Origin of the sequence: Kribbella ginsengisoli (assembly GCF_039537185.1) — a bacterium.
Classification (GTDB): domain Bacteria; phylum Actinomycetota; class Actinomycetes; order Propionibacteriales; family Kribbellaceae; genus Kribbella; species Kribbella koreensis.
Genome location: NZ_BAABAA010000002.1, coordinates 590,966 through 615,732, shown reverse-complemented (window position 1 = coordinate 615,732; position 24,767 = coordinate 590,966). Strand labels below are relative to the sequence as shown.

Below are 24,767 nucleotides of genomic sequence, written 5' to 3'. Positions count from 1 at the left end.
GTGACCGCTCGATCGCCGCACCTCTGCCTTGCGGTTGCGGATCAGCGGCGTGCGGCGAGGACTCCGGAGAGCAGGCCGGGGTAGAGCTCCTCCAGGTCTTCGCGGCGCAGCTTGCTGATCCGGCGAGTGCCCTCGGTGTGGGTGGACAGCACGCCGGCCTCGCGCAGGGTGCGCAGGTGATGAGCCCGGGTCGACGCCGTCACGGGCAGCTCGATCTCGCCGCAGGCGATGCCTTCGGGGACGTCCGCCAGGGCCCGGACGATCTGCAACCGGACGGGCTCGCCCAGTGCCTGCAGGACGGCCTCGACGCGGATCTCCTCGCGGTCGGGCTGCGGCAGGGCTTTCGAGGTGCTCATGGGTCCATAGTACGACGTTGGTCGAAGTTCGACGACAATCGTAGTACGATCATCATCGAACAAGTGCCTGAGCCGAACCCTGAGTCTTCTGGAAGGTTGTTTCATGTCCGCACGGATCTACCTGCTGGCCGCCGGCGCCTTCGCCGTCGGCACCAGCGCGTACGTCGTGTCCGGGGTGCTGCCCGCGGTCAGCTCCGAGCTGCACGTCTCGCTGACCGCCGCGGGCCAGCTGGCCACCGCCTTCGCCCTCTCGTACGCCGTCGGCGCGCCGCTGCTGTCGACCCTGACCGGTCGCTGGGAGCGCCGCACGCTGCTGATCGCCGCGCTGCTGCTGGCCGCGCTCGGCAACGGGATCGCGGCGATCGCGACGAACTACCCGATCCTGATCGTCGGCCGGATCGTGGCCGCTTTCGGCGCTGCTGCCTACACGCCCGCGGCCACCCTGTTCGCGACCAAGTTCCTTCCGCCGGAGGAGCGGGGTCGAGCCGTGGCCGTCGTGTTCGGCGGATTGACCTTCGCGCTCGTTCTCGGCGTACCGGCGGGCAGTCTGCTCGGTGACAGCCTCGGCTACCGCGGGGTGTTCGCGCTGATCGCCGCCGTCTGCCTCGTGGTCACGCTGGCCGTCCGGTCCGCGCTGCCGACAGTCGAGGCGCCCGAGGCCGTGAGCCTGCGTGAGCGCTTCGCCGGGCTGACGGATCGCCGCGTGCAGACCGTCCTCGCGATGACCGTGCTCGCAGTACTGGCGACCATGAGCGTCTTCATCTACGTAGTGCCGCTGCTGGCCGAGACTGCCCACCTCAAGGGCGGCACAGTCAGCATCCTGCTCCTCGTGTACGGCGTAGGCGCGGTGCTCGGCAACCTGGTCGGTGGTCGCGCCACTGACCGCTTCGGCAGCCTGCGGACTCTCACTGTCACCCTCACCGGCTTCACCGTCGTCATCGCCACTCTGACGCTGACCGCCACCACCGTGGCCGGCGCAGCCGTCGCGCTCTTCGTGTGGAGCCTCTTCACCTGGGCGTTCAACCCGCCGATCCAGAACCTGCTCCTGGAGATGGGTGAAGGCGGTGGCCTGCTGCTGGCGATGAATGCGTCCGCCATCTACCTGGGCGCGGGTCTGGCAGCAGCGGTCGGCGGTGTGGTCATCCACTTGGTAGGGGTACAGATGCTGCCGCCCATCGCCGCAGTACTCGGCGTGGCCGTTCTCGGCCTCCTGGTGACGCTCCGCCGCGACCCTGCGCTACAGCAGGTCGAGCACCTGGACGAGGAAGCCGAGTACGCCCCCGAAGCGGCCTAGCTGAAGGACAGGTGGGCCAGCTTCTCGGGGTTCAGCATCCACTGGACCTGGTCGATCCCGTCGGACGAGGCGCTGACGGTGATCACCACGAAGACCTCACCGTCGCGGGAGGCCACGGCGGACCAGCCGCCGTTGGTCTCGGCGAAGGTGAGGTCGGAGCCGGTCCAGAAGGTGCCCGCGAAGGCGGCGGTGACCTTGGCGATCACGTCGGCGCCGACCAGCTCGACCCTGGTAGCACGGACGATGCCGCCGCCGTCGGAGTAGCTCACGGCGTCGGCGGCGAGCAACTCGACCAGGGTCGCGAGGTCGCCTTCCTGGGCGGCGGCCATGAAGGCCGCCAGCAACTTGCGCTGCTCGTCCTTGTCGACCGGCTCGCGGCGCTCCTCGGCCAGCCGCTTGCGCGACCGGCTGACCAGCTGACGAACGTTCGCCTCGGACAACTGGACGATCTCGGCGATCTGGTCGTACGGATAGTCGAACGCCTCGCGCAGGATGTACGCCGCCCGCTGCGTCGGCGACAGCTTCTCCAGCAGCACCAGCATGGCCAGCTCGAGCGCCTCACCGCGCTCGGCGCCCAGCGTCGGGTCGGCGCTGGTGTCGACCGGCTCCGGCAGCCACGGCCCGACGTACGTCTCCCGCCGGGCCCGGGCCGTCTGGCTGGCGTTGATCGCCAGCCGGGTCGTCGTGGTGGCCAGGAACGCGGCCGGCTCCCGGACCGTACTGCGGTCGTAGGCCTGCCACTTCACCCACACGTCCTGGACCAGGTCTTCGGCCTCCTGCACGCTCCCGAGCATCCGGTAGGCGATCCCGAACAGTCGGGGCCGCACCCGCCCGAAGTCGACAGCAGCCTCGTCCAGGTCAGTAGTCACGCACCCCAGCCTACGATCAGCCCTTCAACACCTCGGGCAGGTCCTCGCTGTGCAGTACGGCGAGCGAGGTGACCGCACGCGTCAGGCAGACGTAGAGGCGGCGCAGTCCGGTCCGCTCGTCCGCCTCGCCCGCGACGATGCCAGCCGGCTCCACCAGCACCACGTGGTCGAACTCGAGACCCTTGGCCAGCCCGGCCGGTACCACGTCCACGTGGGCCTCGACGTCGTCCACATCGCCCAGTACCGCGTAACTCAGTCCCTTGCCCTCCAAAGCCTTCCGAGCGGCCGGGACCAGGGCGTCAGGAACGATCAGCCCGATCGAACCGGGCCGGTCCATCACCCGGCTGACCGTGTCGACGGCGGCGGACATGCTGTCGGCGACCAGCGTGATGTCCAGCTCACCGCGGGACCGTCGTACCGCGGTGGGCGGGGTCAGGTGGGGTGCGATCTGCGGGAGGAGGCGGGCGGCGTACTCGATCACCTGGCCGGGTACGCGGAAGCCTGCGGTCAGCTCCTCGGTGTGGGCGCCGCTCTTACCCAAGTGTCTGAGGGCCTCGTCCCAGGAGGGTGTCGCCCACGGGGTCGTGCCCTGGGCGATGTCACCGAGCACGGTCATCGAGCCGGTCGAGCACCTGCGTCCCACTGCCCGGAGCTGCATCGCGGACAGGTCCTGCGCCTCGTCCAGTACTACGTGCCCCAGACTGGGGGTCCGATCGACCAGGTCAGCGATCTCGTCGATGAGCGTGGCGTCGGCGACCGACCACTTGGCGGCTCCGGCGGACCGGGGAGCCTTCTCCCAGAGCAGGAGTGCCTGCTCGTCCTCGGTGAGAATGCCCGCCGCGTGCTCGGCCAGTAGCTCGGCGTCGGTGAACAGCTGGAACAGCAGCTTGGCCGGGTCTATCGCGGGCCACAGCGCATCGGCGTACTGCTTCACTGGACGGCTACGGGCCACTGAGTCCTGCACGAGGTCGTCAGGGGAGTCACCGGCCGCTTCCATCCGCAGTAGGACGGCGTGCGCGAGCCGCTGCGGCAGCATGGCCCGGCCGGCGCCGTACCGGACTCCGCGGGTCCGCAGCTCGTTGACCAGCTCCTCAGCCTGGTACGCCGCTACGCGCCATCGGTGGGATCCCCTAGGGACTACTAGGGGTTCCTTGGGCAGCTGGACCTGCGACCAGACCGCCCGATGCAGTACTTCGGCCAGCCGCGCATCCCCCTTGAGCACGTCCAGCGCGGCCGGACCCGGCCCGGCGACCTTGACCCGGGCGACCATCTCCTCGACCGTTGTCTGCTTCGCCTCGATCTCGCCCAGCGCCGGGAGCACGTCACCGATGTACCGCAGGAAGCTCGCGTTGGGGCCGACCACCAGGACGCCCGCCCGGCTGAGCTGGTCCCGGTACGCATAGAGCAGGTACGCCGCCCGGTGCAGCCCCACGGCCGTCTTCCCGGTGCCAGGCGCGCCCTGGACGCAGATGGTCTCCTCGACGCCGGCGCGGACGATCACGTCCTGCTCGGGCTGGATGGTGGCAACGATGTCGCGCATCGGGCCCGAACGAGGCCGCTCGATCTCGGCGTCCAGGATGTCGCTGTGCTGCTCGGGGACGGCCGCGCTGGTCAGGTCCTCGTCCTCGAAGGCGGTCATCTCGCCGTGCGTGAATCCGAACCGGCGGCGGATCCCGACGCCCATCGGCTCGGTCTTGCTGGCCCGGTAGAACGGCACCGAGATGTCGGCCCGCCAGTCCACCACGAGCGGCTCGCCGGCCTCGTCGTTCACGTGCCGGCGGCCGATGTGGAAGGTCTCCTCGGCCGGTTCGAGGTAGTCCAGCCGGCCGAAGAACAGCGGGACGTCGGGGTCGTCCTCGAGCTCCTTCATCCGCCGCCAGATCGCGGCCTTGAGGAACTCGGTGTTGACCGGGTCGGCGCTGGCGATCTCCAGCGATCCGGTCTTCTCGCGCATCACGGCCAGGGCGGCGCGCGACGTACTGAGATAGGTCTTCTCGGCGTGGAGGATGGGATCGTCTGGGGGCACGACAGAACCTCCGCAAGTGCGGTCGAGGGCAGGGAAGCCCCGTCACGTTACTTGAGTGCCAGCTCCGGAGCGACTGATTTATCCGCGCCCGGCCTGTCGGCGTGCAAGCCCGGCCGGAGCAGCAGCGGCAGCGTGACGGCCAGCAGGATCAGCGCGACGATGCCGTCGAGCCAGTAGTGGTTCGCTGTCATGACCACTACGGCGAAGGTGATGATCGGGTGCAGCAGCCAGAGCCAGCGCCACTTGGTCTTGGTGATCAGGATCATCGACAGCGCGATCAGGGCCGCCCAGCCGACGTGCAGGCTCGGCATCGCGGCGAACTGGTTAGCCACCCCGCCGGAGGCGTCGGGACCGTACACCGACTGCCCGTACAGCAGGCCGGTGTCGACGAATCCCGGCATCATCCGCGGCGGCGCGAGCGGGAACAGGATGTGGCCGACCAGGGCCAGTCCGGTCAGCGCGACGATCGTCCAGCGCACGTTGGAGTAGGCCTTGGGGCGCCAGATGCTCAGCCAGATCAGCACCGCGCCGGTCAGCGGCGCGTGTACTGAGGCGTAGTACAGGTTTGCTCCCTCGACCAGATGAGGGACTTGGAGGGCCGCGTGCTGCAGCGATGCCTCATTGGGCAGATGCAGCCAGTTCTGCCACGCCAGTACGTCGCGGGCGTGGCCGCGGGCCGACCCGGTGTGCTTGCCGGCGAACTGCCGGCCGGCCGTGTAGATCCCGAACATGGTGGCCAGCAGGACTGCTTCCCGCACCACCCGCCACACCACCGGCGCAGCCCCCGATGGGGCGCGCCCCCGCTCACCAGCCAGCTCCACCTGCTCCAGTGCGTGTGTCCCCATACCCCTCGACGGTACCGGTCAAAGCCTCCGGAATGGCCCAGGCAGAGCCCTGATGTTGCCCTGGGCAACCCCTGAGACACGCTTCGTGACCGCGCCGTCACCCCCCAATCCCTGGTTGTCTGCCTTCTATTACGCAACCCGGCAGGGGACTGGTCCATTCCTTTTCCGCTCAGCCCTTCACCGCACCGGTCAGTACGCCCTTGGCGAAATGCCGCTGCAGGAACGGATAGACCACCAGGATCGGCACGATCGAGACGACCAGAATGGCCATCTGGATCGACGCCTGGGGCGGCAGCCGCTCGGTGCCCAGCTCGGCGCTGCCCAGCTGGGTGTCGTTGATGACGTACGTGCGTAGTACCAGTTGCAACGGCCACAGCTTGCTGTCGTTCAGGTACAGCAGCGCGGAGAAGAACGCGTTCCAGTAGCTCACCGCGTAGAACAGGCCGATCACCGAGAGCACCGCCTTCGACAGTGGCAGCACGATGTACCCGAACGTCTTCAGCTCGCCGGCCCCGTCGATCCGGGCGCTCTCGGTCAGCTCGCCCGGCAGGTTGGCGAAGAACGCACGCAGTACGACCACGTTGAACGCGCTGACCATCGTCGGCACGATCAGCGCCCAGAGGCTGTCCAGCAGCCCGGCCCCCTTCACCACCAGGTACGTCGGGATGATGCCAGGCGAGAACAGCATGCTGAACAGCACGACGAGCAGGATCGGGCGTCCCGCGGTGAATCCCGGCCGGGCCAGCGCGTACGCCAGCAGGGCGGAGACCGTGAGGCTGAGCAAAGTACCGACGACCGTGACGAAGATGCTCACGAACAGCGCCTGGGTGACCACGCCACCGGAGAACAACGACCGGTACGCCCCGAAGTCGACCGAATGCGGGAACAGCACCAGCCCGCCCGACTCGTTGACCTGCTTGTTCGGCGCGATGCTGGTCGAGATCACCGCCACGAACGGCACGATCACCGCTGCGCAGAACACCAGCAACACCAGCCCCTTGAACCCCCGCATCGGCCACGACGGCATCTCGACGCCGTTCACGATCTGCCGGCTCATCTGCTGTACACCCCTTGCTCTCCGAAGATGTGCGCGACCTTGTTGGCTGCCAGGACCAGGACGACGCCGACGATGCCCTTCACCAGGCCGACCGCGGCGGCCACGCCCCAGGCGCCGCCGATGACGCCGTTGTTGTAGACGTAGGTGTCGAGTACTTCGCTGACGTCGCGGCCGACCGCGGCCTGCTGCAGGATGATCTGCTCGAAGCCGACGGTCAGTGAGTCGCCGAGGCGCAGGATGAAGAGCAGGATGATGATGCCGCGAAGGCCCGGCATGGTGACGTGCCAGAGCTGCTTCAGCCGGCCGGCTCCGTCGACGCTCGCCGCCTCGTAGAGCTGCGAGTCGATCTGGGAGAGCGCGGCCAGGAACAGGATCGTCGCCCAGCCGGTGTCCTTCCAGATGATCTGCGAGGTCAGCAGGACGTGGAAGAGCTCGGAGTTGCCGATGATGTCGAGCGTGGCGAGGTCGTGGGATCTGAGGTAGTTGTTCAGCAGGCCGCTGCCGCCGAGCATCTGCTGGAACAGGGCGACCACGATCACCCAGGACATGAAGTGGGGGAGGTACAGGATGCTCTGGGCGATCCGCTTGATCCGCTCGGAGAACAGCGAGTTGAGCAGCAGGGCCAGGGCGATCGGCGCGGGGAACACGAAGATCGACTGCAGGCTGGTCAGGATCAGAGTGTTCTTCAGCGCGTCGAGGAAGGCCGGGTCGCCGGTGAAGATGACCGAGAAGTTCTGCCAGCCGGCCCAGTCGCTGCCGCCGATGCCGAGGAACGGCTGGTAGTCCTTGAACGCGATCACGTTGCCGAGCAGCGGAACGTAGTGGAAGGCAACGATCAACGCCGTACCGGGCAAGGCGAACAGCAACAGCACCCGATCCCGCAGCAACCGCCGGCCGAGCGACAGTTGCTGCGCGGCTGGAGATTTGGTTGCCTTCAGCATCTAGCGCCCTGCCGCGTCGGCGAAGGCCTGCTCGAGCTCGGTCCGCATCGCGTCGCCACCGGAGGACCTCCAGGTCTTGACCGCCGCGGTCCAGTCCGTGACCGGTTTCTTGCCCTGGACGATCTGGTTCTCCAGGTCGGTCAGCATCTTCGCGAGTTGCGTCTGCTTCTTCGACTGGGTGTCGGAGTACAGGCCGTACGACGCGTCGTAGGTGAGCCGTGGCGCGACCTTCGCCTGGATCGCGTGCTGCTTCTGCGGCACGTCGGGCTTGCCCGCCCAGTAGAGCGCGAGCGTGGAGTCGCTGATGTACTGCAGGCCGATCCCCGTCTCGACCGAGCCGATCTTGGTCGGTACCGGATCAGTGCCCGTGAGTGCGTAGTGGCGGCCTTCGACGCCGTACTTGCGGAACAGGTACTCCTCCGTGCCGAACGGCGCCGCCATCCAGTTGGCCACCTTGAGCAGCGTCTCGACCGAGTGCTTGCTGTTCTTGCTGAACGCGGTGAGGTTGTTCAGCGCCGATCCCATCCAGGGCGCGCCCAGGCCGCCGTCGAAGCCGGGGACGTCGAGCATGTTCACCGAGAACGCGTCGCCGGCCGAGTTGTCGGCGTAGTACTGGTTCCAGGCGACGAAGCTGTCGTAGTCGAACGCGGCCGTCCCGCCGTTGAACCACTGCTTGCGGGCGGTCGCTTTGTCGTTGAACGCGTCCGGGTTGATCACCCCGGCGGCGACCATCTTCCTGCCGGCCTCCAGCGCCTCGGCCTGCGCCTCGTGCTCGTACATCGAGGTGAACTTGCCGCCGTCTTCCTTCCAGACGTTGGGTATCCCGAGCATCTGCCGGACGGTCGACAGCGGCACACGGGTCCAGGCCCACTTGTTCTGCTTGGCCGCCGTCATCTCCTTGGCCAGGTCGAAGAACTCCTGGAAGTTCTTCGGTGCTGGGTCCTTGATGCCCTTGGCGGCGAGCAGGTCCGCGCGGTACAGCGGTAGCGAGGTCCGCGACATCCCCCGCGGGACCGGTACGCCGTAGATGCCGCCGTTGAAGACGCAGCCCTTCCAGTACTCGCTCGGGATGTTCGCCAGGAACGGGTACTTCGAGATCGCGTCGCCGGACAGGTGCTCGGTGAGGTCGATGCACTTCGCCTTCACCAGGCCGGGGATCTGCACGGTGTCGATCGGGATGTTGAGCAGATCAGGCAGGTCGCCGCCGGCGATCCGGGTGGCGAACTTGTCCTTGTACTCGTCGTTGGACGCCATGCTGATCTGCAGCTCCGAGCCGAGTCGCTCGTTGAGTGCCTGCCAGAAGGCGTTCTTGTCCATCGCAGGCGGGATGGCGCCGGGGATGTTGGTCATGAAGGTGATCGGCTGCCCGTCGCCCGGCCTGTCGTTGATCGTCTTCAGGGGATTGGCCGGGTACCTGAGGAAGCCGTCGAGCACCAGGTCGGTGCCTGGCAGGTCGGGCTTCACACCGGTGAAGCGCGTGTAGGTGGGGAGTTTGACGGCGAGGTTGGCGGCCGCCTGGTTCTTCTTGTCGGCCGCGCAGCCGCTGATCAGCGGGGTGCCGGTGACCGCGACCGCCGCCGCGGCCAGGCCGCCACCGAGGAACGTTCTTCTGCTGAGCTGCATGGGGCCTCACTTCAGGGGAGCGATTGTGGCTGCGGCCTCACAGTGACATAGTACGTCCTATGTCTTCAAGAGTCGGCGATCCCGAAATCGTCTTCGACCCGAGCGGGAGCCGGTATCACACGTACCGGATCCCGGCGGTAATCGCTGCTAGTGGGGCGTTGCTGGCGTTTTGTGAGGGGCGGCTGCATTCGTCGGCGGATGCCGGTGAGATCGAGGTCGTCCTACGTCGGTCGGTTGATGAGGGTCGGACGTGGTCGGCGGTGCAGGTGGTTTCGGCGGCTGCGGGGAAGACCTGCGGGAATCCGGTGCCGGTGGTGGACCCGATGAGCGGCGACGTCGTGCTGGTCACTTGCCAGAACGGGGCCGCCGCGGTCGAGAGCTCGGTGGCCCGGGGTGTGGATACTGAGGACGGGCGTCGGGTGTTCGTGCAGCGCAGTGCGGATCTTGGGGTGACGTGGAGTTCGCCGGTGGAGATCACGGCTTCGGTGAAGGCCGCGGAGTGGGGCTGGTATGCGACCGGGCCGTGCCACGGAGTTGCCTTGGGCAACGGGCGGTGGGCTGGGCGGATCGTAGTACCGGCGAATCATTCGGTGGTGCCTACCGGGCCTGATGGCGGGCATTGCATCTTCAGCGATGACGGTGGGTTCTCGTGGGCCTGCGGGTTCGTCGATCGCAACGACGGTGATGAGATCAATGCGAACGAGACCGCCGTGGTGGAGCTGGGCGATGGACGGCTCTACTTCAACGCTCGTAACCATCGTGGGACCGGGCCGGCCCGGGTGCACGCGTGGTCGTCGGACGGCGGGCTCACGCTTGATGCGCCGTACGCCGGGATCGCTGGAGTTACGGCACCGGGGATCCAGGGGAGTGTGCTGCGGGCCGGCGATCGGTTGCTGATGTCGACGCCGGTGGATCCGGTCGTGCGGCGCGAGTTGACCGTCTTCGTCAGTGATGACTCGGGCGCAAGTTGGCGGCCGGGGGTTGTGGTTCACCAGGGGATGTCCGGGTACTCCGATCTCGTCGCGCTGCCTGGCGATCGGGTCGGAATTCTTTACGAGGCGGGGGAGACGTCGTCCTTCGCCACTGTGCGGTTCGCAAGCTTCGATTGGAGATCTTTGTGACCACCACCGCCCAGAAGCTCACCGGGGTCGTACCCCCACTCGTCACGCCGCTGACTTCTTCGTACGACGTCGATACCGCCTCGCTCGCCTCGCTGGTCGCACATCAGCTCGACGGTGGCGTGAGGGGTGTCTTCGTCCTCGGTACGTCGGGGGAGGGGACCTTCCTGACCGACGAGCAGCGGCAGACCGTGCTGGAGACCGTCGTCTCGGAGGTGGCGGGTCAGGTACCGGTACTTGCCGGCGCGATCGACACGTCGACGGCGCGGGCGGGGGCGCATGTGTCGGCGGCGCTGAAGGCGGGGGTGGATGGGATTGTTGCCACGGCCCCCTTTTACGCGGCGACGCATCCGGCGGAGATCGAGCGGCACTTCGTCCGGCTGGCGTCGATTGCTGGGGCGGTGCCGCTTTATGCGTACGACATTCCGTCTCGTCTGGCCGGGACCAAGCTGCCTGCGGCCTTGCTGATCGAGCTCGGGCGGCAGGGGGTGCTCGCCGGGGTGAAGGACTCGAGTGGGCAGGAGACGAGTCTGCGTCGGTTGGTGCTGGATCGGGCTGATGCCGGGCTTGATGAGTTTGTGGTGATGACCGGGTCCGAGCTGACCGTGGACTCGGCGTTGGGGTTCGGGGTGGACGGCGTCGTACCGGGGTTGGGGAATGTGGATCCGGCTGGGTACGTACGGATCTTCGATGCGGTGGCCGCGGGGGATCTTGCGGCCGCGCGGCGCGAGCAGGATCGGCTCTTCCGGTTGTTCGAGATCGTCGACGTGGCGGACCGGGGGCGGATGGGGTTGAGCTCGTCGGCGCTCGGTGCTTTCAAGGCGGCGCTGTTCCTGCTCGGGGTGATCGCGTGCCCGCTGACGGCGTACCCGTCGATCCCGCTCGACCCGGATGAGATCACCTCGGTTGGCAGGCTGCTGGAACGGGCCGGGTTACGGTGACTGCGTGAACCAGTCCTTCATCCGCGACCAGATGAAGTCGTTCATCCTCGAACGCGGCCTCCAGGCGGGTGACCCGCTGCCCAACGAGCAAGAACTGATGGCGCAGCTAGGCGTCGGCCGCCACCCCCTCCGCGAGGCGATCAAAGCCCTGCAAGCAGTAGGCATCATCGAGATCCGCCACGGCCACGGCACCTACGTGGGCCAGGTGACCCTGCAGTCCCTCGAGGACGGCCTCGCCTTCCGCATGTCCCAATCCATGACCGGCGACCTGCAAGACGTCCGCAACGTCCTGGAAGTCCGCCAGGCCCTGGAGGTCGGCCTGGCCGCCGAGGTGGTAGCCCACTACTCCACCACCGACACCTCTCACCTGGAAGCCTTGGTCTCCGCCATGGAGTCCAAAGCAGCCGCCGGCGAATACTTTCCGAAGGAAGACTGGGCCTTTCACGAAGCCCTCTACAAACCCCTCGGCAACGCCCTGATCATCGACTTCCTCAGCGTCTTCTGGCGCACCTTCGCCGACGTGGACCCCCGCCTCCCCGGCCCCCGCTACACCCCCACCGACGCCGCCGGCTGGCACCGAGACCTCCTGACCACGTTGAGATCCGGCACCCCAGACCTCTTCGCCCACTCCATGAAGTCCCACTTCACCGGCATCCACACCCGGCTCGGCGAATGACCCTCCGAGGCTGACCCCCGAGCAGAGGGCTTGGGGAGGCTTTTACCCCCGTACGAGCCTAAAAACCGCCCCACCCCCCGGCGAAAGTTCTCCCCAGACTTCGCGAGTCCATCAGGACCTGATCGGGTAACCGTTCTGGAAAGCGAGTCGATCGTCGGCGCCATCCGCGATCCGAGTGAGGAAGTCGTCCAGCGCCAGGAACGCCTGCCAGCTCTCTCCGCAGGTCACCGCCATCAGTCGCTCGACCAGCAACTGCTCCAGGTCGACGACTCGCTTCGCTTTCCAGACCTTGTCGGCGAGGCTGACGAGCAGGTCCTCCAGTACGACGCCTGCGGCGGTCCAGCTCCCGTGGGTCGCCGCGAACCGGGCGAGCCTCGGCTCGACTCCACTGCGCAGCAGAAGCTGTTCACCGGCGGGCTCGTGGAGTTTGCCGGGGCCGGACAGCTCCTCGGGGTGGACGATCTTGCCGATGTCGTGAGTCGCCGCGCCGAACAGGACTGCCTCGCGGTCGAAGTACAGGCCGGGGTACGCCGTTGCCAGCCAGTCGCTCAGCTGGATGGCGACGTCGTGGACCAGGCGTAGGTGGGCGGCCAGCCTTGGTGGGGCGTTGTCGGCAAGCAACAACTCCGCCGCTGCGGGTGGTAGTTCCGGCAGCGGCGGGTCGGTCAGCGCGTTCGATAGCACCGCGGTCAGGCGAAGAGGTTTTCGGCGTCGACGATGGTGTAGGCGTAGCCCTGTTCGGCCAGGAAGCGTTGGCGGTGGGCGGCGAATTCTGCGTCTACCGTGTCGCGGGCGACTATGGAGTAGAAGCGGGCTGTACGGCCGTCGCCCTTGGGGCGGAGGACTCGGCCCAGGCGCTGGGCTTCTTCCTGGCGGGAGCCGAAGGTGCCGGAGACCTGGACGGCTACCGAGGCTTCGGGGAGGTCGATGGAGAAGTTGGCTACCTTGCTTACTACCAGGCGGTCGATCTCGCCGGTGCGGAAGGCCTGGAAGAGGCGTTGACGTTCTTTGACCGTGGTTTCGCCTTTGATCACGGGGCATTCCAGGCGTTCGCCCAGTTCGTCCAGCTGGTCTATGTACTGGCCGATCACCAGCATGGGTTCGCCCTTGTGGTGGTCGGCGATGCGGCGGACCAGGCGGGACTTGGCTGGGGTTGAAGCGGCCAGGCGGTAGCGGTCTTCGGGTTCGGCGGTGGCGTAGACGAAGCGTTCGGTTTGCTCGAGGTCTACTCGTACTTCGACACAGTCGGCGGGGGCGATCCAGCCCTGCGCTTCGATGTCCTTCCAGGGGGCGTCGTAGCGCTTCGGGCCGATCAGGGAGAAGACGTCGCCTTCGCGGCCGTCCTCGCGGACCAGGGTTGCGGTCAGGCCGATCCGGCGGCGGGTCTGCAGATCGGCGGTCATCCGGAAGATCGGGGCGGGCAGCAGGTGCACCTCGTCGTACACGATCAGGCCCCAGTCGCGGGCGTCGAGCAGCTCCAGGTGGGTGTAGACGCCCTTTCGCCGGGTCGTCATCACCTGGTACGTCGCGATCGTCACCGGGCGGATCTCCTTGCGCGCACCGGAGTACTCGCCGATCTCGTCCTCGGTCAGCGTGGTGCGCTTGAGCAGCTCGTCCTTCCACTGCCGCGCCGAGACCGTGTTGGTCACCAGGATCAGCGTGGTCGCCGACGCCTGCGCCATCGCGGCCGCGCCGACGATCGTCTTGCCGGCGCCACAGGGCAGCACGACCACCCCGGAGCCGCCGTGCCAGAACGCGTCGGTCGCCTGCTGCTGGTACGGACGGAGGTCCCACCCGTCTTTGACCAGGTCAATCTTGTGCGCCTCGCCGTCGACGTACCCGGCGAGGTCCTCGGCCGGCCAGCCGATCTTCAGCAGCGTCTGCTTGAGGTGCCCGCGCTCGGACGGGTGCACCGCGACCGTGTCGTCGTCGATGCGCTCGCCGATCATCGGCTTGATCTTGGCGGAGCGCAGCACCTCCTCCAGTACCGGCCGGTCCGTCGTGACGAGGACCAGCCCGTGCTGCGGGTGCTTCTCCAGCCGGAGCCGCCCGTACCTGTCCAGTGTCTCCGCGATGTCGACCAGGAGCGAGTGGGGGACCGGGTACCGGCTGTAGCGCAGCAGTACGTCGATCACCTGCTCGGCGTCGTGTCCGGCCGCCCGGGCGTTCCACAGGCCCAGCGGCGTCAGCCGGTAGGTGTGCACGTGCTCCGGCGCGCGCTCCAGCTCTGCGAAGGGTGCGATCGCCTTCCGGCAGTCGGTCGCCTCCGGATGGGCGGTCTCCAGCAACAACGTCTTGTCGGACTGAACAATCAACGGCCCGTCAGTCACTACAGCTTCTCCCGTCACCGGCAACGGGTGGAACACTCCACCCGACCCTCCATTGTGCCTCGTCCCGCCAAACAGCCCGCTCAGCTGCTCTGATCGCGGTAGCAGACCGTGCGGCCGTTCAGCGGCTGCATCATCCGGCTGTCTCCGGCCGGGAAGCGCAGCCGGAGGTTGTGCAGCGACGCTGCCTGGATGGACAGGTGACTCCTGAGGATCAGCCAGGACACCGGCTCGCCGTACGGCGGTGTGGTCAGGGAGCCCTCATAGCGGAAGGTCGAGAGGTCATCCGGCAATGAGGTCGCCAATGCGGCTTGCGGAACGTATACCTCCGGCCCGCTCTCCTCCGGCACTACGCCAAGCACCTGGTCCTGCACGGTCCCACCCTTGCCGCCGGGCGTGAGGAACAACCCGATGACGAGCGCCTCACCGCCAGGCCCGCTGTGCACGAAGTGCTGCTCCAGCGGGAACTGCCGGCCGTCCAGCCGATGTTCGGAGAAGGTGTGGAAGTGGAAGTTGACCAGGTCGTACCGCACCGCGCCGAGCATCACCCAAGCCGCGCCGGCCGGGATCGGGGCGAGCACTGTCCTGCCGCTGCCTTCGTACCGGAGGGACAGGTCGAGTGTGGACGGGTAGTGGACCCGCAGGGCAGGCAGGCCCGGGCTGTTCACCGCATGGATGCTGTGGATATTGATCGGGCTCTGCGGCACGGCTGAAAGGTAGCCGACCCGAAGGCCGGTCCACGGCACGGCCCAGCCCGCCGGAGCAGGCCGGGCCGTAGTGGCTCAGTGCTGCGACCGGTACTTGACCGTGCGGCCGTTGAGCGGCTGGACCGGGCGGCTGTCCCCGTCCGGGAAGCGGGTCTGGAAGTGGTGGAGCGACGACGGCAGGATCGCCCGGTGGCTCTTCAGGACCAGCCAGGAGATGTGCTCGGTGTACGGCGAGGTGGTCAGCGACCCGTCGTACCGGAAGGTGGACAGGTCGGTCGGCAAGGCAGTCGCCAGGTTGAGGTGAGGGAGGTGCACCTCGTCACCGCACTCGGTCGGCACAGTGGTGAGCACCTTGTCCTGCAGTGTGCCTCCGGCCCCGCCGGTCGTGATGAACAGCCCGATGACGAGCTTCTCGCCATTAGGCCCGGAGTGCACGAAGTGCTGCTCCAACGGGAACTGCCGGCCGTCCACCCGGTGCTCGGAGAGGGTGTGGAAGTGGAAGTTGACCAGGTCGTACCGGACTCCGCCGAGGGTCACCCAGGCCGCGCCGGCCGGGATCTCGGCGAGCACGGTCTCCTCTGCGGTGCGTGACTCGCAGCCGCCGGGCTGGCCCTTGTCCTTGCTCTCGTACCGGATCGACAGGTCGAGCGCGGCCGGATAGTGGATATGTACGGCGGGCAGCTCAGGGCTGTGCACCGCGTGAAGGGTGTTGATGTTGATCGGGCTCTGCTGCGGGAGCTGCGCCGAGGCGGTCGACAGCAGGCCGGGGGTCGCTGCGGTTGCGGCGGTCGCGGCGGCTCCGAACAAGACGGCGCGACGGGATACGGAAACTGACACGGATGAACTCCGAATTCGGGCGGGAACAAGGGGTCGAACGACAGGTGCCTCATACACCTGTCGCAGAAGGTAGCTGACCAGTCACTTCCCCTTCGCGCGGGTTCCGGATAATTCGATGTCTCCGGAAACCGGTTCGTGGGAAGGTGCTGGGATGGCCGTCCTGAGTCTGACGCGCGCCGAAGCCGAGGAACGCGCCCGGCTACTGACCATCCAGCGGTACGACGTCGCCGTCGACCTCACCGGCCTGCCCACCGGCACCCGCGTCGTCTGTACGTCGACGATCGCGTTCGGCTGCCACGAGCCGGGCGCGACGACGTTCGCCGACTGTGTCGCGGAGATCGAGAGCGCGACCCTCAACGGGGCCGCGCTGCCGGGTGCTGTCGACGGGCGGATCGTGTTGAGCGGGCTCGCCGCCGACAACGTGCTCGAAGTGACGACCGTGATCGCCGACAGCACGTCGGCGCAGGGCGTTCGCAAGGCGGTCGATCCGGCGGACGGGCGGGTCTACTTCTGGACCGACCTTCCTCCCGATGTCACCCGCTACGTGTGGGCCTGTTTCGACCAGCCCGACCTCAAGGCTCCGCATGCCTTCACGGTCACCGCGCCGGCCGAGTGGCTCGTGCTGACCAACTCCGGCGACCCGGCGGTCGAGTCGGCGGGGGAGGCGCGCCGGTGGACTTTCCCGCCGACCCCGCCGCTGTCGACGTACAACCTGGTGATCAACGCCGGCCCGTACTACGAGTTGCGTCGCGAAGGTGCCGGGCATGATCTCGGACTGTTCGCCCGGCAGTCGCTGGCACCGATCCTGGATCGTGACGCGGATGAGCTCTTCACGCTCACCACGCAGGGGCACGAGTTCTTCGCCGAGGTCTTCGGGATGCCGTTCCCGCAGCGGAAGTACGACCAGGTCTTCGCTCCGGAGTTCGCCGGGGCGATGGAGAACTACGGGTGCATCACGTGGATGGACTGGTTCCTGCGGCGCAGTACGCCGACCAAGGCCGAGTGGGATCTGTTCTCGCGGTATCTGCTGCATGAGCTCGCGCACCAGTGGTTCGGGAACATCGTCACGATGCGCTGGTGGGACGACCTGTGGCTGAACGAGGCGTTCGCCGAGTTCGCCAGCAACTGGGCGGCGGTCAGGGTGACCTCGTACTCCGACGCGTGGGCCGCTCACCTGGCCGGCGAGAAGCTCAAGGCCTACCTGGTCGACCAGGGGCCCACCACACACCCGATCCGCCAGCCCGTCAACGACGTGGCCGAAGGTGCCGCCACCTTCGACGCCATCACCTACCCGAAAGGCGCGTCGGTCCTCCAGCAACTGATGACCTACGTAGGCGAAACCCCTTTCTCCCAAGGCCTGACCAAGTACTTCGCCGAACACGCCTGGTCCAACGCCACCCTCGAAGACCTCATCACCGCCATCGCCGGCGAAACGGACCGCGACCTGACCCGCTGGAGCGCAGGCTGGCTGGACGAAGCAGGCACCGACCGCCTGACGCTGGAGCAGGACGACGACGGCTGGACCTTGGTTGCCGAGGGCCCCAATGGTGAACCCCGCCCACAGGTGCTCGCAGTCGGCGTCTACCAGCGCGGGGCGGGGGCGCTCGAGCGCATTGCACTTGTTGAGGTTGAGGTGACCGGTCGGCGCACACCCCTTGAACTACCTGCTGGAGCTGACCTCTACCTCGTCAACGATGATGACCTGACCTTCGCCTCCACTCGCCCGGATGCGAACACTCGGGACGGCTTCTTCGAGGATGCTGCTGGGTTGCCGACGCCGTTGTCGCGGGCTGTTGCGGTCGCCACTGCCTGGGACATGCTGATCACCGGGGAAGCAACCGCCGGCGAAGCCGTTCGGTGCTTGACCGGAGTGGTGACGGTGGAGACGTCTGAGTCGCTCATCGAGCCGCATCTCAACAGGGCCGTCGATGTGGCTCTGCTGTGGAGCCCGGAGTCGGTGCGTGACGAGCTTGTGGCCGAGGTGGCGGCCAGCTGCCGTGCCCTCGCAGCCAACCCGCGCCTTCGTAAGGTCGCGCTTCGGGGGTTTGCCAGGACTGCGGCCGATCTGGACAGCGTCGCCTGGCTTCAGAGTGAGGCGGGGGATGACGTCGACCTGCAGTGGCGGGCGTTGATCCGCAAGGCTCAGCTCAAAGCCGACACCACCGCCGAGGTGAGGGCTCTGTTGGCCAGGGATCAAGACCCTGAGGCTTGGGTCAGTGAGCTGACGGTCCGCGCCGCGATCCCCGAGCACGACGAGAAGCAGGCGGTTTGGGAGCGGCTGGTGAATGATCAGGATGTGCCGCTTGGCTCGTTGCATCAGGTGACGGCGGCATTCTGGAGCCCGGGGCAGGACGAGTTGCTGAAGCCGTTCGTCGCCAAGTTCCTCGAACTCGTCCCCGAGATCAGCACCTGGGGCCAGATGGCTGCGACGACCTACACCCGCACACTCATCCCGGTCTTCGGAGTCGACGAAGGCTTCGCCGAGAAGATCCAAGCGCTGGCAGCGGACGCCGAGCCGGTGGTCAGGGCCAATCTGCTGGAGAAGACCGACCTGCTCACCCGCATGCTCCGGGCCCGCGCCTGACGCCTACTTCTCGACCGGTCGGGCATTGGCGATCCGGTGCAAGGCGTACGTGCGTGGCTGATCGGCGTCTTCGTCGTACGCCGTGAGCCACCCGTCCGCCACCCGCACCGGCTCGACGATCCGCTCGGCCGGCGTCCCGTTGTGGTCGACGTACGAGATCCAGGTCCGCGTATGTGCCTCAGCCGCCTCACTGAGCACGCTGATCGTCTCGGCCGGCGCCGTAGTATCGCCCGACGTGTGCTCGGCTGGCCGCTCAGCAGCGACCCGATCACCCGAGCGGACCTTCTCGATGACCGCCTTGACCTGGTCCTCGGTCAGCTCCATCGCGTTGTCGGCGAAGTCCCGGCTGGTACGCCGACGTGGCGGCTCACCCCGCCGATGCCCAGCCGTCGTGACGTGCACAACCCCGTCAAACGTCTCACCCAGCGGAGCCAGCCCAGCATCGCGCAACCGCGCCAGCACCAGATCAGGCGCCGACGGCGACACCACCACAGTCGGCGCAAGCCGCCGGAAGCGAATACCCGGCAGGTTGGCGCTCAGCAGCCCAGTCAGCACGTTCTCGTCATCACACCGCAAGTACGTCGACGCAGCGCCGATCCGCAGCACCCCATGCCGCCGCGCCACATCATCGATCAGGTACGTCAACGGCTGCGGCACAGGTGTACGCGAGTGCTCGGCCAACCACTTGTGCAGCTGATCACTGGTCTTCCCAAGATCGAAGGCCCGTCGCACTGAACTCTCACTGAAGCGATAGACGCCACCGCCCCCATGCGACTCCATGTCAGCCATGGAAGCCAATTCATCCTGTACTTCGCGCACGAGCGGCCCCGGCGCGACAGCAGTCAGGTCAGCCTGCAGCAGCACCTCAGAGACCGGCTCCGGCACCAGCGGCTGGATAGCAGCCGCCAACTCATCAATGGTCGGCTCATCCTTCAGGAGCACCGCAGAGTGCGACGCAAGCGTGCCCAGCCCAGTCAACCCGAGCAGAGCCGCCTCAGTGATAGTCCACTCGACCAGGTCATCCCGGAACTGCCCACCCCGTCGCGGCCGATGCCACGCGACCCAAGTGACCACGGACTCGACCGCAGGCGCAGTACCTGAGGGTGCCTCCGACAAAGCCTGCAAAGTGAGCAGCCGGATCTCCGGAGCGAGCAACCGCTCCAGATCGGGCGCCAACGCGTTCACCAACCGCTCACGAGCAGCAGCAGTCGCACCGCCGCTGTCCCGTCGACCGATGAGCCCGATCGCCCGCAGCCCGGTGAACCACGCGTGGACCAGCACGGCCCAGCGGTGTGCGGTGTCGAGCTCCAGCCAGTCGTCGTATGCGCCGGTAGGCAACCACATCTCGCTGTTGCCGACCTCAACGGCCGCAAGGAGCCCTGCGGAGTACGCGATCTCTAGGACGGCTCCAGCAGCCGACTCCTCGGCGCCGATCTTGGTGGCGAGGGTGCGGAGCTCACGGACGCCGATGCCGCCAGTACGGAGTACCGGGGGAGGTTCTGTGCCTAGCTGCTCAAGCGTGCGGTCCACCTGGCGTACGAGGTCCAGCGCGGCTCCGGCGGCGGCACGGTCGGCTATGGCGTTCGATACCGGCTTGCCGTCGAGCGGGGGAGGGGTAGGCCGCGTGGAGGCCAGCACCCGGCCGCCACGCAGGTGGAGGCCGATCTGCCGGGGCAGCACGACAGTGGTCGCGTCCTTCGGTACTACGAGCCCGCGCGCAAGCAGTTGCTCGATCGGAGACCGGGCAGACGCGATCGTCACCGGGCGCTCGGCCTTCTCGACCGTGCCGGTGGGCGGGCCCCAGGTGAGCTTGTCGAGCACCTCACGGGCTTCCGGGCCGGCGTCCTCGATCAGCTGGTCGAGATTGCCGAAGTGCCGGGTCGTGAGCGGTCCGAGCCCGGCCGGTGTCGGCCCGAGGAGCTCGTGCACGGCCCTGATCGGGCGCAGATCGTCTTCGGTACCCCAGACCAGCGCGAGCGCGAGCAGCTCGGTCACTCGCGGCTGAACCACCTCGACCGGCTGGTCGACGCCCTTGGCCAGCGCCTCGACGTCCACCGGCTCGGTGAGCGCGGACAGCGCCTCCAGCAGATCGACGCTGAACTCGTCGAGCCGGTTGATCGCCCGGGCCGCGGAGGCGTTGGTGGTCGCCCGGGCCGCGAGCTGGCCGGTGTCGGCCGGAATAGGTGTTGCCAGGTCAGGCCGGTGCCGGAGCAGCTGGCCGAGGGCAAGGTCGTCCCAGCCGCGCAGTGCCTCGGCGAGGGTACGGGGGCGGGTCCGCTCGGTGTTGCTCATCCCTCCAACGGTATGCCCATTACCCCAACCCGAACGATTCGCGGCCCAACTCTTGTCGCTATTCAGCAGGTTGGGCGGGTTCAGCGGCGCCCGCGTGGCCGATCCGGCGGAAGCCGACCCGTTCGTAGACCGACGCGATCGTGTCGCTGCCGGCCGAGAGCAGGACGAGGTCCACTCCGTTGTCGAAGGCGTGCTCGACCAGGCAGCTGGTGACCGCGGCGCCCAGGCCCTGGCGGCGCATCGCCGGGAGGGTGGCCACGCCGACGACCTCGCTGGCGTCGCCGACCGGCTGGTGGATGCCAGACGCCACGAGCCCCCGGTCGCCGTACACGCCGGCCGTGACGGAGAACCCTGCCTCGGCCCGCTCGACCAGGGCCGCGATCTTTTCGTCAGTGGCCGAGGCGGCGCTGGCGTCCCGCGCCTCGATCCCGCCCTCGCCGATCGCCGTACCGGGTGCGCCGAAGCCCACATCGGCCACTGCGCGGGCCTGCCGCAATAGCTCGGCAGAGGCCGGCAGGATCTCGCACCGCAGCGAGGTCGTGACCGGCGTGAAGTCACCCCGCTCGAGCACGAGCAGCGGGTACGAAGTCACCTCGAGCCCAGCCTCGGCAGCAGCCGGACCCAGTGAGGGGCACGTCTCGACCACCCACTCGAGGTTGAACGGCAACCCGAGTTCCGCACAACGAGCCCGCAGTTCCTCGAGGTCGGCGACGGTGACGGTCGCACCCGACCCGGGCACCGGGCGAGCGTAGTACGGCCAGATCGTGGTCGACCGGAACAAGGTGAACGGCCCAACGTCCAGCGCCTCGGCGCCGGACAGCGGGGCGGCGTGCAGGTAGTCGTCGACTCTCGAGAGATAGCTCATCACCGCGCAGTGAAGCAGCCGCCAGGTCCGCCGACAACCGAATATGTCGAGCGAGCCGCGGCCGCTCCGACGTCACCGGTATGGACACCACACGCTCAGCAGACGGTACGACGATCGCCTACGACCGCTCCGGCTCCGGTACGCCGGTGATCCTGGTCAACGGAGCACTCTCCACCCGCAGCGGCGCCCACCCCTTGGCCGAGGCGCTCGCGTCGAACTTCACCGTCATCACCTACGACCGCCGGGGCCGCGGCGACAGCAGCGACACCAGCCCGTACGCCGTCGCGCGCGAAATCCAGGACCTCGGCGCACTCATCGACGCGGTCGACGGAAGCGCAGCCGTCTACGGGCACTCCTCCGGCGCCGCGCTCGTCGCCATGGCCGCCAGCAGCCTTCCGATCACCCGGGTCGTGCTGCACGAGCCGCCCTACGGGCCCGACGACGAGGAGTCGCAGCAGCAGTCCGACGAGGCCGGAGCCGCCGTGCTGCAGCTGCTCGCGGAAGGTCGCCGGACCGATGCAGTCGCGACGTTTCTCACGATGGCGGGCATGCCGTCGGAGGACGCGACCGAATACGCGAAAACCCCCGGCATGGCCGAGGTCGCGCACACGCTCGCCTACGACTTCGCCGTCATGGACCACCCCGCGAAGGGCGGCATCGTGCCGGTCAGCCTGCTCGGGACCATCCACCAGCCGACGCTGGTCGTCGCCGGGTCGGCGAGCCCCCCGTTCATGACCGAGGCGGCGCGATCCGTCGCCAAGACGCTTCCGAACGGGAGGCTCGTCGAGCTCGACGGGCAGCATCACGTAGTACCGGCAGAGGTGCTGGCGCCGGTACTCACCGAGTTTCTCAGTCGGCGATGATCTCGATCGAGACGCGGTCGGGGTAGAAGGCGACGTGGTCGCGGATGTCGGCGACGGCGTCGTAGGGGTTCTCGTAGGTCCAGACGGCGTTCACGGTCTGCTCGCCGCCGGGCACGATGCTGAAGTAGTTGGCGTCGCCCTTGTAGGGGCAGTAGGTCTCGTTGTCGGTCCGCTGCAACAGCGTCATGTCGACGTCCTTGCGCGGGATGTACTGCGCGGCCGGGTAGTTGGCCTCCTGCAGTGACAGCGCGTCACGGCTGTCCGCGATCACCTGACCGGCGACCTTCACGACGACCCGGTCCGGGTTCTTCTCGACCGTGATCGGGTGGTCGGGACCGGGGATCTTGACGGGCTTGTCAGACATGGCTCAGCTCCAAAGGGCGTGCGGCATCTACTTCAAGCGTCAACCACCCCTGGCCCCAGGGCATTCCGTCAGATCGGCAGCAGTTTGACGACCAGGCAGGGCCCGCCGTCGAAGGTGCCGCCGTCGATGCCGAGCGCCAGCCCGTCGGCGTACAGCAGCGGACCGGTCAGGTACGCCGGGTCGATGCCGAGCTGGTCGGCCACGATGCTGTGCCCGTGCACGATCCGGCGGCCGCCGAGCCGGTCGAGCAGTTCGGCCGCGACCACCGGGCCGGCCTCGCCGCGGAACGCGTACCGCGACGTCATCCGGCGCCAGATCTCCCACCAGACGGTGATCTCGTCGCTGTGCAGCTCGGCCCGGACGTTCGCGTTGATCTCGTCGATCGAGTCACCCCAGTCGAGGTACTCCTCGGTGTCGGAGTGCATCAGCAGGTGATCGGCGTCCAGCCCGAGCATCGGCTGGTCCAGCAGCCAGGCGACGTCGTCGTCGGTGAGCAGCTCCTGGTCACGGTCCTGGCCGCCGTTCAGCGCCCAGCTGCGCTCGAAGCTGCGGGACGTGATGCCCTCGTGCGGTACGAACGTGTCGCCGAACTTGCGCATCCCGAGCGCGAGGATCTCGTGGTTGCCGAGCAGCACCCGGACCTCGCCCTGGCCCGCCTCGGCCTGCGCCACCAGCCGGCGGACCAGCGCCAGTACGCCGACGCCGTCCGGCCCGCGGTCGAAGAAGTCGCCCAGGAACCACAGCCGCACGTCCTGGTTCGACCAGTTGCCCTCGGCGTCGATCAGCCCGGCCTCCTGGAGCGCCGCGGCGAGCTTGTCCGGATGGCCGTGGATGTCGCTGACCGCATAGACGGCGGTCACGCGCAGTTCACCCCCGCAGCGTCAGCACGATCAGTACGACGTTGAGGGCCGTGACGGCGGTTGCTACCAGGCATGCCAGGAGAGTAGTCGGCAACCGGTTGACAAGCTCACCCATGACGCGCCGGGAAGCCGTGAGACGTACCAAAGGCCACAGCGCGCACGGGATGCCGAAGCTCAGCACGACCTGCGAGACGACCAGCGCCCGGCTGGGGTCGATCCCGATCGCCAGGATGATCAGCGCCGGGGCGAGCGTGATGAGCCGCCGCGTCGCGAGCGGCACGTGCCGCTTCCAGAACCCCTCGAGGATGACCGACCCCGCGTACGTACCGACCGAGGACGATGCGAAGCCCGACGCGAGGAGTGCGAGCGCGAACAACAGCGCCGCCGTATGACCGAGCCGATCGCCGATCGCGGCGTGGGCGGCGTCGAGCGAGTCGGCCCCGGTGCCCTTCAGCGCAGCGGCCGCGAGCACGACCATCGCCAGGTTGACCGCGCCGGCCAGCGCCATCGCGACCGCGACGTCCATCCGGGTGGCGCGCAGCACCCGTTGCCTGCCCTTCGCGGACCGGATCGACTTCCAGTGCCGGTCCGTGACGAGGGCCCCGTGCAACCAGATCGCGTGCGGCATCACCGTCGCGCCGAGCATGCCGGCGGCGAGCACGATCGACTGGGTGCCGTCCAGGCGCGGTACCAGACCGCCCACCACGCCCGACGCGGACGGATGCGACTGGAACGTCGAGACCACGAACCCGACCAGTACCACCGCCAGCAACCCGACGATCGCCGCCTCGAACGGCCGCTGCCCGCGCTTCGACTGATAGATCAGCAAGGCGAACGAGACCGCGCCGGTGATCACGCCACCCAGCAGCAGCGGGATCCCGAACAGCAGGTTGAGCGCGATCGCGCCGCCGACCACCTCGGCCAGGTCGGTCGCGACCGCCACCAGCTCGGCCTGCGCCCACAACCCGGACGAGGTGGATCGCTTGAAGTGCTCCCGGCACAGCTGTGGCAGGGTCCGGCCGGTCGCGATGCTCGCCTTGGCCGCCAGGTACTGCACCAGGACGGCCATCAGGTTCGCGCCGACCACGACCCAGCAGAGCAGATACCCGTACGTCGCGCCCGCGGCGATGTTCGTCGCGAAGTTGCCCGGATCGACGTACGCGACCGCCGCCACGAAGGCGGGACCGAGCAGCAACAGACCCGAACGATTCAGTTGTCGCCTGAGCGGAGCCGGTGCGTACATGGCTCGACCTTAGGTACCGGACCCCGTTCCGTCATCTGCGCAAGCGTAGGAGAGTCGTCTCAATCTGAGACGGCCGCGA

Annotated in this window: 22 protein-coding genes; 6 read left to right on the top strand and 16 right to left on the bottom strand. The window is 67.9% G+C overall.

Features of this window, described 5'->3' with window-relative positions; translation table 11 throughout:
• Positions 1 to 41 precede the first annotated feature (41 nt).
• A complete protein-coding gene (locus ABD768_RS10250) occupies positions 42 to 356 on the bottom strand; it encodes an ArsR/SmtB family transcription factor (protein WP_343979849.1) in 315 nt (104 codons plus the stop codon).
• Between the two features lie 103 nt (positions 357 to 459).
• On the opposite strand from ABD768_RS10250, the gene ABD768_RS10245 reads away from it, so the two are divergent.
• Complete coding sequence (locus ABD768_RS10245; RefSeq protein WP_343979846.1) at positions 460 to 1,650, top strand: MFS transporter; 1,191 nt, start codon at positions 460 to 462, stop codon at positions 1,648 to 1,650.
• On the opposite strand, the gene ABD768_RS10240 is transcribed toward ABD768_RS10245, so the two are convergent.
• From ABD768_RS10240 to ABD768_RS10215, 6 genes are all read right to left on the bottom strand, one after another.
• Positions 1,647 to 2,519, bottom strand: coding sequence for an RNA polymerase sigma-70 factor (locus ABD768_RS10240; RefSeq protein ID WP_343979843.1), 873 nt, complete (start codon positions 2,517 to 2,519; stop codon positions 1,647 to 1,649). The genes ABD768_RS10245 and ABD768_RS10240 overlap by 4 nt on opposite strands.
• A gap of 16 nt (positions 2,520 to 2,535) precedes the next feature.
• Complete coding sequence (locus ABD768_RS10235) at positions 2,536 to 4,545, bottom strand: HelD family protein (RefSeq protein ID WP_344839729.1); 2,010 nt, start codon at positions 4,543 to 4,545, stop codon at positions 2,536 to 2,538.
• 47 nt (positions 4,546 to 4,592) lie between these two features.
• A complete protein-coding gene (locus ABD768_RS10230; RefSeq protein ID WP_343979838.1) occupies positions 4,593 to 5,390 on the bottom strand; it encodes a phosphatase PAP2 family protein in 798 nt (265 codons plus the stop codon).
• 169 nt (positions 5,391 to 5,559) lie between these two features.
• Positions 5,560 to 6,447, bottom strand: coding sequence for a carbohydrate ABC transporter permease (locus tag ABD768_RS10225; protein WP_344839726.1), 888 nt, complete (start codon positions 6,445 to 6,447; stop codon positions 5,560 to 5,562).
• On the bottom strand, positions 6,444 to 7,388 hold the full coding sequence (locus ABD768_RS10220; RefSeq protein ID WP_344839725.1) for an ABC transporter permease: 945 nt from the start codon (positions 7,386 to 7,388) through the stop codon (positions 6,444 to 6,446). The genes ABD768_RS10225 and ABD768_RS10220 overlap by 4 nt, the downstream gene beginning before the upstream one ends.
• Positions 7,389 to 9,011 carry an extracellular solute-binding protein gene (locus ABD768_RS10215; protein WP_344839722.1) on the bottom strand — a complete coding sequence of 541 codons (1,623 nt, stop codon included), beginning with the start codon at positions 9,009 to 9,011 and terminating at the stop codon, positions 7,389 to 7,391.
• A gap of 59 nt (positions 9,012 to 9,070) precedes the next feature.
• Here ABD768_RS10215 and ABD768_RS10210 point away from each other — a divergent pair, with 59 nt between their 5' ends.
• The 3 genes from ABD768_RS10210 to ABD768_RS10200 are packed head-to-tail and all read left to right on the top strand — an operon-like array spanning position 9,071 to position 11,746.
• Positions 9,071 to 10,132, top strand: coding sequence for a sialidase family protein (locus ABD768_RS10210; protein WP_344839720.1), 1,062 nt, complete (start codon positions 9,071 to 9,073; stop codon positions 10,130 to 10,132).
• Positions 10,129 to 11,070: a dihydrodipicolinate synthase family protein gene (locus ABD768_RS10205; protein WP_344839718.1), complete on the top strand. Its 942-nt coding sequence runs from the start codon at positions 10,129 to 10,131 to the stop codon at positions 11,068 to 11,070. Before ABD768_RS10210 ends, ABD768_RS10205 begins: the two co-directional genes overlap by 4 nt.
• 4 nt (positions 11,071 to 11,074) lie before the next feature.
• Positions 11,075 to 11,746 carry a FadR/GntR family transcriptional regulator gene (locus tag ABD768_RS10200; protein ID WP_344839715.1) on the top strand — a complete coding sequence of 224 codons (672 nt, stop codon included), beginning with the start codon at positions 11,075 to 11,077 and terminating at the stop codon, positions 11,744 to 11,746.
• A gap of 111 nt (positions 11,747 to 11,857) precedes the next feature.
• On the opposite strand, the gene ABD768_RS10195 is transcribed toward ABD768_RS10200, so the two are convergent.
• The 4 genes from ABD768_RS10195 to ABD768_RS10180 all read right to left on the bottom strand — a co-directional run bounded on the left by ABD768_RS10195 (position 11,858) and on the right by ABD768_RS10180 (position 15,617).
• Positions 11,858 to 12,430, bottom strand: coding sequence for an HD domain-containing protein (locus tag ABD768_RS10195; RefSeq protein WP_344839713.1), 573 nt, complete (start codon positions 12,428 to 12,430; stop codon positions 11,858 to 11,860).
• 5 nt (positions 12,431 to 12,435) lie between these two features.
• Complete coding sequence (locus ABD768_RS10190) at positions 12,436 to 14,076, bottom strand: DNA repair helicase XPB (RefSeq protein ID WP_343979815.1); 1,641 nt, start codon at positions 14,074 to 14,076, stop codon at positions 12,436 to 12,438.
• Between the two features lie 80 nt (positions 14,077 to 14,156).
• On the bottom strand, positions 14,157 to 14,780 hold the full coding sequence (locus tag ABD768_RS10185) for a carbonic anhydrase family protein (protein WP_344839711.1): 624 nt from the start codon (positions 14,778 to 14,780) through the stop codon (positions 14,157 to 14,159).
• 75 nt (positions 14,781 to 14,855) lie between these two features.
• Positions 14,856 to 15,617, bottom strand: coding sequence for a carbonic anhydrase family protein (locus ABD768_RS10180; protein ID WP_344839709.1), 762 nt, complete (start codon positions 15,615 to 15,617; stop codon positions 14,856 to 14,858).
• A gap of 151 nt (positions 15,618 to 15,768) precedes the next feature.
• On the opposite strand from ABD768_RS10180, the gene pepN reads away from it, so the two are divergent.
• A complete protein-coding gene (pepN, locus tag ABD768_RS10175) occupies positions 15,769 to 18,201 on the top strand; it encodes an aminopeptidase N (protein WP_344839708.1) in 2,433 nt (810 codons plus the stop codon).
• Positions 18,202 to 18,204: 3 nt separating this feature from the next.
• Here pepN and ABD768_RS10170 read toward each other — a convergent pair whose 3' ends face one another.
• Both ABD768_RS10170 and ABD768_RS10165 read right to left on the bottom strand, forming a co-directional pair.
• Positions 18,205 to 20,493 (bottom strand): helicase-associated domain-containing protein, encoded by a 2,289-nt coding sequence (locus tag ABD768_RS10170; protein ID WP_343979804.1) that lies wholly within the window; start codon positions 20,491 to 20,493, stop codon positions 18,205 to 18,207.
• A gap of 58 nt (positions 20,494 to 20,551) precedes the next feature.
• A complete protein-coding gene (locus ABD768_RS10165; RefSeq protein ID WP_344839704.1) occupies positions 20,552 to 21,358 on the bottom strand; it encodes a GNAT family N-acetyltransferase in 807 nt (268 codons plus the stop codon).
• 80 nt (positions 21,359 to 21,438) lie between these two features.
• On the opposite strand from ABD768_RS10165, the gene ABD768_RS10160 reads away from it, so the two are divergent.
• The gene (locus ABD768_RS10160; RefSeq protein WP_344839702.1) at positions 21,439 to 22,221 is read left to right on the top strand and encodes an alpha/beta fold hydrolase; all 783 of its coding nucleotides are present in this window, start codon (positions 21,439 to 21,441) and stop codon (positions 22,219 to 22,221) included.
• Here the strand turns inward: ABD768_RS10160 and ABD768_RS10155 are convergent.
• The 3 genes from ABD768_RS10155 to ABD768_RS10145 form a co-directional block, all read right to left on the bottom strand.
• Positions 22,208 to 22,585, bottom strand: a complete 378-nt coding sequence (locus tag ABD768_RS10155) for a DUF427 domain-containing protein (RefSeq protein WP_343979795.1) — start codon at positions 22,583 to 22,585, stop codon at positions 22,208 to 22,210. The two genes, ABD768_RS10160 and ABD768_RS10155, sit on opposite strands and share 14 nt — an antisense overlap.
• Positions 22,586 to 22,653: 68 nt before the next feature.
• On the bottom strand, positions 22,654 to 23,445 hold the full coding sequence (locus ABD768_RS10150) for a metallophosphoesterase (RefSeq protein ID WP_343979793.1): 792 nt from the start codon (positions 23,443 to 23,445) through the stop codon (positions 22,654 to 22,656).
• 7 nt (positions 23,446 to 23,452) lie between these two features.
• Entirely contained in the window at positions 23,453 to 24,688 is a 1,236-nt protein-coding gene (locus ABD768_RS10145; protein WP_343979791.1) for an Nramp family divalent metal transporter, read from the bottom strand.
• Between the last annotated feature and the right edge of the window lie 79 nt (positions 24,689 to 24,767).